This window comes from Streptomyces sp. NPDC031365 (genome assembly GCF_055569765.1).
Window position 1 is genome coordinate 22,555 of the sequence record NZ_JBVIIM010000050.1, and the last position, 7,283, is coordinate 29,837.

Consider the following 7,283-nt stretch of genomic DNA (forward strand, 5'->3'; position numbering starts at 1 on the left):
CTGCCCACCCGCGCCGACCTGGAACAGATGCGACGCCATCCCCGCCGGGACCTGCTCGCCGGCCTGACCGTCGCGGTCGTCGCGCTGCCGCTCGCGCTCGGATTCGGTGTCTCCTCCGGGCTCGGCGCGGAGGCGGGGCTGGCCACCGCCGTGGTCGCCGGGGCCCTGGCGGCCGTGTTCGGCGGCTCCAACCTTCAGGTCTCCGGGCCGACCGGGGCGATGACGGTGGTGCTCGTGCCGATTGTCGCCGACCACGGACCCGGGGGCGTGCTCACCGTCGGTCTGATGGCGGGTGTGATCCTGGTCGCCCTGGCACTGCTGCGGGCCGGGGGAAGCATGCGGTACGTACCCGCTCCGGTGGTGGAGGGCTTCACGCTGGGCATCGCCTGCGTGATCGGACTGCAGCAGATCCCGAACGCACTCGGCGTGCCCGAGCCCGGGGGCGAGCGGGTCCTGGTGGTGGCCTGGCGGGCGGGTCAGGAGTTCGTCCGCGCCCCCAACTGGACCGCACTGGCGCTGGCGCTCGCCGTGGCGGTCGCCATGCTGCTCGGCGCGCGCTGGAAGCCGGCCGTACCGTTCTCCGTGCTGGCGGTGATCGGGGCCACCGTCGTGGCGCAGGTCGCCGGTCTGGACGGGGCCCGGCCGATCGGGGACCTGCCCGCGGGTCTGCCCGCTCCCTCTCTCTCCTTCGTGGACACCGCGGCCCTGGGCAGCCTGCTCGCGCCCGCCCTGGCCGTGGCCGCGCTCGCCGCCCTCGAGTCGCTGCTGTCGGCCTCCGTCGCCGACGGCATGACCGTGGGACAGCGGCACGACCCCGACCGTGAACTGTTCGGGCAGGGCCTCGCCAACATCGCCGCTCCGCTGTTCGGTGGCGTGCCGGCGACCGGAGCGATCGCCCGCACGGCTGTCAACGTCCGTACCGGGGCGGCCTCCCGGCTGGCCTCGCTCACGCACGCCGCCGTCCTCGCCGTGATCGTCTTCGCGGCCGCCCCGCTGGTGTCGCGGATCCCGCTCGCCGCCCTCGCCGGCGTGCTGCTGGCGACCGCCGTCCGCATGGTCGAGGTCGGCTCGCTGCGTGCGATGACCCGCGCCACCCGTTCCGACGCGGTGATCCTGGTCCTGACCGCCACCGCCACGCTCGTCCTCGACCTCGTGCAGGCAGTGATGATCGGTCTGGCCGTCGCCGGCGTTCTCGCGCTGGGCGCGGTCGCCCGCCAGGCCCGGCTCGCCCCGCTGCCACTGGACCGGGGCGACCACACGGAGGAGGAGTACGAACTGCTGGCCGAGCACATCGTCGCCTACCGCATCGACGGCCCCCTGTTCTTCGCCGCCGCCCACCGCTTCCTGCTGGAACTGACGGAACTCGCCGACGTGCGCGTGGTCGTCCTGCGCATGTCCCACGTCAGCGTCGTCGACGCGACCGGTGCCCTGGTCCTGAAGGACGCGGTGACAAAGCTGAGACGGCGCGGCATCCTCGTCCTGGCCTCCGGTATCCGCCCGGCCCACCGCCGTGCGCTCGCCTCCGTGGGCGTCCTGGAGCTGCTGCGGCACGAGGGCCGGGAATACGCCACCACACCCGGGGCGATCGGCGCGGCCCGCGCCCACCTGGAACACCAGGGTGTCCTGCGGAGGACCGCCGAGCCCCGGGCCACCGTGCCGGCACCCACCCGGGAGGCGCCGTGACCCCCGCACTGGGTACGCTGCCGTACCGCCATGTGCTCACCCTGCCCACCGGTCCCGGTGCCGTGCGTGTCGCCCGCGAAACCGCGGAACGGGCCCTGGCCGAGTGGGGCATCGGTGACCGCCACCCGGCGGTCGGCCCGGCGCTGCTGATCCTGAGTGAACTGGTGACCAACAGCGTCCGGCACGCGGCCGAGCTCTCCCCGCAGACCACGGTGGTCTACGCGGCGAGTCCCGACTGCCTGGTCCTCGCCGTGCACGACCGCCACCCCCACCGGCCTCGGCTGTCGGGACCGGGCGGCGCCGGACCGGGAGGCCTCGCCACGGTCGTCGAACTGACCCACGGCCTGGGCGGCACCGCCGTGGTGCGGGGCGACGCCGACGGCCGGGGCAAGAGCATCTGGATCACGCTTCCGCTGTGAGGCCGCCGGACACGGCCGCCGGACGGCCGAGATGTATGAAGTTGCTAATGTCGGAAAACGTCGAGGCGGGTGTCGAGGAACAGATGAGGCGATGGACCGAGGAGCGGCTGTCCGGCCCGTGCTGCCGCGCCGGAAAGGGGACGGCACGATGACCACGCCGCTGTACCAGCTGAAGGCCGAGTTCTTCAAAACCCTGGGCCACCCCGCCCGGATCCGCGTACTGGAGCTGCTCAGCGAGCGTGAGCACGCGGTCGCCGAGATGCTTCCCGAGGTGGGCATCGAACCGGCCCATCTCTCGCAGCAGCTGGCGGTGCTGCGGCGGGCGAACCTCGTGGTCGGCCGCAAGGAGGGCTCGACCGTGTACTACTCGCTGACCAGCCCGCATGTGGCCGACCTGCTCCGGGTCGCCCGCACCATCCTCTCCGGCGTCCTCGCCGGCCAGGCCGAACTCCTCGCGGACCTCCAGGCCGCCCAGAAGGAGGCCAGGCCGCTGCCGTAAGCACACGGCACCGCTCACTGCCGTACGACCGGCCGCCCCGGACCCACCCGGAACGACACCGCCGGACCACGCCCGGCCGGTCAGGTCCTCGGCGGTTTCGGCGAGTGACGGGCGCGGGAAACAGCCGGGCGGAGCGCCGCCGGCCGGGGGCCCTGCCCCTCCGGCCGGCATGCTTCGGCGGGTGCCACCCTGCCCGGCCCGGTGGCCGGGCAGGACATCGACGGGGCGCGGTCGCCCCACCGGCCCGGAGGCCTCCGGCGGGTGTCAGGACGTGCACGTGACCACGGCGACGCTCGGCCGCCGACGGTTCGCCGGATACCGGCGCCCCGGCCCAGAGGGGACCTGCGCGGGCGTCAGCCGGCGGGTTCCCCGTCCGAGCGGCGGCAGTGCAGGAAGATGTGTGGCTCGGGCCGGGCGTCCGGATGGGTCGGGGTGAACATCACGCTCGCCTCCGACTGCACCGTCAGCCCCGCCTCCCGCACGAGGGCGATGAGGTCCTCCGCCGCGAAGCTGGTGACCCGCACGGGCTGTCCCATGAACACCCCGTCGAACTCCTCGACGTCCAGCGGCACGGTGGACAGCGCGAACAGGCCGCCGGGCCGCAGTGCCCGCGCCAGTCGGTGCAGGAGACCGGACTGCTCCGCCCGGGACATCTGCAGCAGAGCGAAGTACACGCAGACCGCGTCGAAGGAGGCGTCCTCGAGAGTCATCCGACGGATGTCCACGCAACGGAACTCGGCCTCCGGCACCTGCCGTGAGGCGAGCTCCACCATGACCGGGGACACGTCGACGCCCAGCACCCGGTGCCCGGCGCCGGCGAGCACGGCGGCCGTGGGCCGCCCCGTGCCGCTGCCCACGTCCAGGACCCGGCTGCCGGGCGCCAGCCGTTCGAGCAGCCAGTCAAGGGACGCCCGGTGGGCCGCCGAGGAGGCGAACGCCTTCTCGTACTCGCTGCCCAGCGCGTCGAACACCGCCGCCGCCGGTGACCCGTGTTCCTCGTCGACCAAGACACACCCCGTCTCCGTGTACCGATGCGGGGCATCGTGCCACCCCCGTGGCGTCGTTACAACGGGGCACCGCACGTGGCGAGGTCAGGCCCGGCTTGCGGACGCGGCGACCGGCACGGCAGGGTCGGGGTGTGCCGACTCTGCTGATCGTCCATCACACCCCCTCGCCCAACTGCCAGGCGATGTTCGAAGCCGTCCTGGCCGGTGCCACCTCTCCGGAGATCGAGGACGTGCGGGTGGTGAGGCGGGCGGCACTGTCCGCCACCGCCACCGACGTACTCGACGCCGACGGCTACCTCCTCGGCACCCCGGCCAACCTCGGCTACATGTCGGGAGCGCTCAAACACTTCTTCGACCAGGTCTACTACCCGTGCCTGGACACCACCCGGGGCCGGCCCTTCGGGTCGTACGTGCACGGCGGCAGCGATGTCACCGGCGCGCTGCGGGGCATCGAGACCGTCACGACGGGCCTGGGCTGGCGGCGCGTCGCGGAGACCGTGACGGTCACCGGCGAGCCGGACAAGGCCGCCGTCGAGCGGTGCTGGGAACTGGGCGCCACGGTCGCGGCGGGCCTGACGGACTGAGACTGAGACGGCCGCCCCGCCACCGGGGCCGGGACGACCGTCACCGCCTGACCGTGGTACTGAGACGGCCGTTCTCCGCCGGCGCCGTCAGGTCTCGTCCATCCGCCGTCGGTCCTCCTCGTCCCAGGCCCGCGTGTCGCGCGGCTGTGTGTACGGCTCCGCCTCCGGCGGATGGCCTCCGGCGATGGCCCGCTGCCGGGCGATCTCCGCGTCGAACTCCAGTCCCAGCAGAATGGCGAGGTTGGTGATCCACAGCCAGATCAGGAACACGATGACACCGGCCATCGTGCCGTACGTCTTGTTGTACGAGCCGAAGTTGGCGACGTAGAGGGCGAACCCGGCGGAGGCGATCAGCCAGATCACCAGCGCCAGGAAACTCCCCGGAGTGACCCACCGAAACCCCCTGACCTTGGCGTTCGGGGCCGCCCAGTACAACAGTGCGATCATCATGGTGACCAGAACGATCAGCACCGGCCACTTGGCGATCGACCACACGGTCAGCGCGGTGTCGCCCAGGCCGAGCAGATCGCCCGCCTGCCGGGCCAGCCCGCCGGTGAACACCACGATCAGCGCACTGATCACTGCCATCACCATCAGGGCGATCGTCACCCCGATCCGCACCGGCAGCACCTTCCACACCGGACGCCCCTCGGGCATGTCGTAGACCACGTTCGCCGAGCGCATGAACGCCGCCACATAGCCCGACGCCGACCAGATGGCCAGCACCAGACCGATGATCGCCACGATGGAGCCGATGCCCGCGTTGCCCTGCAACTGCTGTATCGCCTGAGTGATGATGTCGCGGGCCGCACCGGGCGCGGTGAGCTCCTGGACGTTCTCCAGCACCTTGTCCGTGGTGGACTTGCCGGTGAGGCCCAGGATCGACACCAGAGCCAGCAGCGCGGGGAACAGGGACAGCACTCCGTAGTACGTCAGGGCCGCGGCCCTGTCGGTGAGCTCGTCGTCCTTGAACTCGTGCAGGCTGCCCTTGAGGGCCCCGCCCCACGCCCCTTTCGGCAGCTTGGCCGGTGAATCCGGAGCCGCCTGTTCGACCTCGTCGCTCGGCCCGGGCTCGTCAGGGTCCGCGCGCTGCGTCTCATGATCCGGTCGGGGCTCGTCCGGTGCCGCGCGCCGCGCCCCGTGATCCGCACGGCGCTCGTCCGTCGCGTTCTCATGGGCCTGCCTGTCGTTACGCCCCGGGATGTGCAGCTTCATGGCTGCCGAGTAACCAGCGACCGGCATGTCACGCCCGCACCGCGAGGACCGGATCGTGGCCGGAAAGGAGTTGTGGGAGCGCTCCCAGGGATGCACGATTCCCAGCATGACCGAGTTCCCCAGGATTCGCCCGTACCGACGCGAGGACCGGCCGGCCCTCGACGAGATCTGCGTCCGCACCGCGCACATCGGCCAGGACAGCCGCCCCCACTACGCCGACCCCAGTGTCTTTTCCGCCACCTTCGCGGCCCCCTACGTCCATCTGGAGCCGGAACTGGCCTTCGTGCTGGACGACGGGCAGGGGCGGGCGGTCGGCTACATCGTCGGCACCGCTGACACGGCCCGCTTTGCCAGGGCCTTCCGTGCCGCATGGCTCCCCCTGGTCGCCGACCGCCATCCCGAGCCGTCCGGGCCGCCGAGGACGCCGGACGAGGAGATCGCCTGGCTGCTGCACCATCCCGAGCGGATGGTCGTCCCCGAACTGGCCGCCTGGCCGGCCCATCTGCACATCGACCTGCTGCCCGAGTGGCAGGGCCGCGGTCACGGACGGCAGTTGATGCGGACCTTCCTCACCGCGCTGCGGGACGGGGGAGTGCCGTCCGTCCACCTCGTGATGGCGGTGGCCAACAAGCCCGCCCGGGCCTTCTACGACCGTATGGGCTTCGAGGAGATCGACGTGCCGATGGACGACTCGGTCGTCTGTCTCGGGCGCACCACGGGAGGTCTCGACCGGCTCTGACGGCCGGTGTCTCCTTCGCCGAACGCATCGCACGCATCGAACGCATCGAACGCGCCACGGCCACCGGGGAGTGGCGCAAATGCGCATTGCCACCCCGCTTCATCAGGCGCAGCCTGTGCTCTGGGAGCGCTCCCACGAAGCAGGCGGGTGCCGCGAGCCCGTATCCCCACGACCCCCACAGCGGAAAGAAGGAGCAGCATGGTTTGGCATGTACATGACGTGTTATCGCCCCGGTCCCGTCTCTCGCCCGCCCTGACCGTCGTCGTGGCCGCGCTGCTCTGTCTGATCCCCTGGAGCGGCACCGCCGTCGCCCACGGCTCCGTGGTCGACCCCGCGTCCCGCAACTACGGTTGCTGGCAGCGCTGGGGGAGCGACTTCCAGAATCCGGCGATGGCCCAGGAAGACCCCATGTGCTGGCAGGCATGGCAGGACAACCCCAACGCCATGTGGAACTGGAACGGCCTCTACCGCAACGGTTCCGGCGGCAACTTCCAGGCCGTCGTCCCCGACGGCCAGCTGTGCAGCGGCGGGCACACCGAGAGCGGGCGTTACAACTCCCTGGACGCCGTGGGCGCCTGGAAGACGACGGACGTGAACGACAACTTCACGGTCCGGCTGTACGACCAGGCGAGCCACGGCGCGGACTACTTCCGCGTCTACGTCACCCGGCAGGGCTTCGACCCCGCCACCCGGGCGCTGAGCTGGGGTGACCTGCAACTGGTGGCCAGCACCGGCTCGTACGCCCCCAGCCAGAACTACTCGATCCCGGTGAGCACGTCCGGCCTCAGCGGCCGCCATGTCGTCTACACGATCTGGCAGGCCTCGCACATGGACCAGACGTACTTCCTGTGCAGTGACGTGAACTTCGGCTGAGCCGCGCCGAGTTCACCTTCCAACCTCAACTCCCCGCCGGACGCACCCGGTCCGGCGGGGACTTGGTGTCCCTGGGGCCCTGCGTTCTCCGAGATGCCGGGGAGAAATCGTGAGGGCCTTGAACGCGCGGCGGTCCTTCTGCGTATGGGGCGTGGGAATCCCATGCCGACCCCGTTATGTTTTTCGCGGTCCTGCAAGAGGGCCGCTGGCCTCCGGGTCCGGCATGACTGTGTCCCCCTGTCGAACGGATGACCTGGGGGGTGG

General features: G+C 71.5%; 8 protein-coding genes. 6 read left to right on the forward strand and 2 right to left on the reverse strand.

Annotated features, from left to right (window positions below):
• The first annotated feature begins 27 nt into the window (after positions 1 to 27).
• The 3 genes from ACZ5C2_RS37360 to ACZ5C2_RS37370 all read left to right on the forward strand — a co-directional run bounded on the left by ACZ5C2_RS37360 (position 28) and on the right by ACZ5C2_RS37370 (position 2,601).
• Positions 28 to 1,683: a SulP family inorganic anion transporter gene (locus ACZ5C2_RS37360; protein ID WP_468801241.1), complete on the forward strand. Its 1,656-nt coding sequence runs from the start codon at positions 28 to 30 to the stop codon at positions 1,681 to 1,683.
• Complete coding sequence (locus tag ACZ5C2_RS37365) at positions 1,680 to 2,102, forward strand: ATP-binding protein (RefSeq protein WP_468801229.1); 423 nt, start codon at positions 1,680 to 1,682, stop codon at positions 2,100 to 2,102. Before ACZ5C2_RS37360 ends, ACZ5C2_RS37365 begins: the two co-directional genes overlap by 4 nt.
• A 148-nt stretch (positions 2,103 to 2,250) precedes the next feature.
• Positions 2,251 to 2,601 (forward strand): ArsR/SmtB family transcription factor, encoded by a 351-nt coding sequence (locus ACZ5C2_RS37370; RefSeq protein ID WP_468801231.1) that lies wholly within the window; start codon positions 2,251 to 2,253, stop codon positions 2,599 to 2,601.
• A 353-nt stretch (positions 2,602 to 2,954) separates the two neighbouring features.
• On the opposite strand, the gene ACZ5C2_RS37375 is transcribed toward ACZ5C2_RS37370, so the two are convergent.
• Positions 2,955 to 3,608: a class I SAM-dependent methyltransferase gene (locus ACZ5C2_RS37375; protein ID WP_468801233.1), complete on the reverse strand. Its 654-nt coding sequence runs from the start codon at positions 3,606 to 3,608 to the stop codon at positions 2,955 to 2,957.
• A gap of 131 nt (positions 3,609 to 3,739) precedes the next feature.
• On the opposite strand from ACZ5C2_RS37375, the gene ACZ5C2_RS37380 reads away from it, so the two are divergent.
• The gene (locus ACZ5C2_RS37380; protein ID WP_468801234.1) at positions 3,740 to 4,192 is read left to right on the forward strand and encodes a flavodoxin family protein; all 453 of its coding nucleotides are present in this window, start codon (positions 3,740 to 3,742) and stop codon (positions 4,190 to 4,192) included.
• An 87-nt stretch (positions 4,193 to 4,279) separates the two neighbouring features.
• Here the strand turns inward: ACZ5C2_RS37380 and ACZ5C2_RS37385 are convergent, their stop codons facing one another.
• Positions 4,280 to 5,407, reverse strand: coding sequence for a YihY/virulence factor BrkB family protein (locus ACZ5C2_RS37385; RefSeq protein WP_468801236.1), 1,128 nt, complete (start codon positions 5,405 to 5,407; stop codon positions 4,280 to 4,282).
• A 106-nt stretch (positions 5,408 to 5,513) separates the two neighbouring features.
• Between ACZ5C2_RS37385 and ACZ5C2_RS37390 the strand changes: the two genes are divergently transcribed.
• Both ACZ5C2_RS37390 and ACZ5C2_RS37395 read left to right on the forward strand, forming a co-directional pair.
• Positions 5,514 to 6,146 (forward strand): GNAT family N-acetyltransferase, encoded by a 633-nt coding sequence (locus ACZ5C2_RS37390; RefSeq protein WP_468801238.1) that lies wholly within the window; start codon positions 5,514 to 5,516, stop codon positions 6,144 to 6,146.
• A gap of 198 nt (positions 6,147 to 6,344) precedes the next feature.
• Positions 6,345 to 7,019, forward strand: a complete 675-nt coding sequence (locus ACZ5C2_RS37395) for a lytic polysaccharide monooxygenase auxiliary activity family 9 protein (RefSeq protein WP_468801239.1) — start codon at positions 6,345 to 6,347, stop codon at positions 7,017 to 7,019.
• Positions 7,020 to 7,283: the final 264 nt, after the last annotated feature.